Raw genomic sequence first — 1,396 nt, 5'->3', positions numbered from 1 at the left:
AGCGTCTCGGCCTCGTTCCGGCCGGCGTTCGCGCGGTGGTTTTCCACGGCAAGCCCCGGCCATGGGAGGTGGGTTGGTGAAACCAGTCATGGCGAGCCGTCAAATCCCCGGCAGGGAGTACCAGCGCGTGTCCTATCAACTTCATGAAAAGACGCAGAAATCGACTGCGACGGCTTGCATCAAGCAGCTAAGCGAGAAGGGCCGAAATTGCTTTGGGTCGGCGGGAATGCTTATCCGCGTGCTTTTGATTGCGGCAATGGCAGAAATTCGCTCCGATCCAGGGTGCGACCAATCGACGGGTCAGCGAGGCTGAAGAATGAGCAAGATACTGGTCACCGGCGGCGCAGGTTTCCTGGGCTCTCATCTCTGCGACAAGCTTCTCTCAGAGGGCCACGATGTCCTCTGCGTCGACAATTTCTTTACCGGCTCGAAGGCCAACATCCGCCATCTCATAGACGATCCCGATTTCGAACTGATACGGCACGATGTGACCCTCCCTCTCTACGTGGAAGTAGGCAAGATCTACAATCTTGCGTGCCCGGCATCGCCCGTTCATTATCAGCACGATCCGATCCAGACGACGAAGACGAGCGTGTACGGCGCCATGAACATGCTGGGGCTGGCCAAGCGACTGAAGGCGCGCATCCTCCAGGCATCGACGTCGGAGGTCTATGGTGATCCGGAAATTCATCCGCAGGTCGAGACGTATTGGGGCCGGGTCAATCCGATCGGCGCCAGAAGCTGCTATGACGAGGGTAAGCGCTGTGCGGAGACCCTGTTTTTCGACTATAGTCGCCAGATCGGCCTTGAAATTAAGGTAATGCGCATCTTCAACACCTACGGGCCGCGTATGCATCCCAATGACGGCCGGGTTGTGTCGAATTTCATCGTCCAAGCGCTCACGGGCGAGCCTCTCACCATCTATGGGAACGGGTCGCAGACGCGGAGCTTCTGCTATGTCGACGATCTAATCGACGGGATGGTCAAGATGATGGGAAGTCCCGCGGGTTTCACAGGTCCGGTCAATATCGGCAACCCAGGCGAATTCACCATGCTGGAGCTTGCGGAACAGGTGCTCAAGATCGTCGGCGGGTCATCAAAGCTTGCTTTCCTGCCGCTTCCGGCGGATGACCCGAAGCAGCGTAAGCCCGATACGAGCCTCGCCAAGGCTGCCCTGGACTGGGCGCCGCGCGTGCGGCTTGAAGACGGTCTGAAAGAGACGGTCGCCTACTTCAGGAAAGTGCTGGCATGAGAGGCGCACTCCCGCTCACTCCCTTCCGGCAGAGCCGCCGGCGCTGCGAAAGAAATCAAGCTCAACCTCAAATATCGCATCGTCGTACATGATGGCTGGCCCGACCCGGACAGCATCGAGCGCGAGTTTCTTGCCTTTGCCGCG

The 1,396-nt window shown here is 58.7% G+C and carries 1 protein-coding gene; it reads left to right on the top strand.

Annotated elements, in window-relative coordinates; all coding sequences use genetic code 11:
- The first annotated feature begins 316 nt into the window (after window positions 1–316).
- The gene (locus tag NKH83_RS31520; protein WP_352809071.1) at window positions 317–1,252 is read left to right on the top strand and encodes a UDP-glucuronic acid decarboxylase family protein; all 936 of its coding nucleotides are present in this window, start codon (window positions 317–319) and stop codon (window positions 1,250–1,252) included.
- Window positions 1,253–1,396: the final 144 nt, after the last annotated feature.

Origin of the sequence: Mesorhizobium sp. M0909 (assembly GCF_040319515.1) — a bacterium.
Classification (GTDB): Bacteria; Pseudomonadota; Alphaproteobacteria; order Rhizobiales; family Rhizobiaceae; genus Mesorhizobium.
The sequence above is the reverse complement of the archived record's forward strand: the minus strand, read 5'-3'. Positions and strand labels throughout refer to the sequence as shown.

Coding starts and splice junctions, on each gene's coding strand:
- NKH83_RS31520 (WP_352809071.1), top strand. CDS start 317: ATGAGCAAGATACTGGTCACCGGCGGCGCAGGTTTCCTGGGCTCTCAT.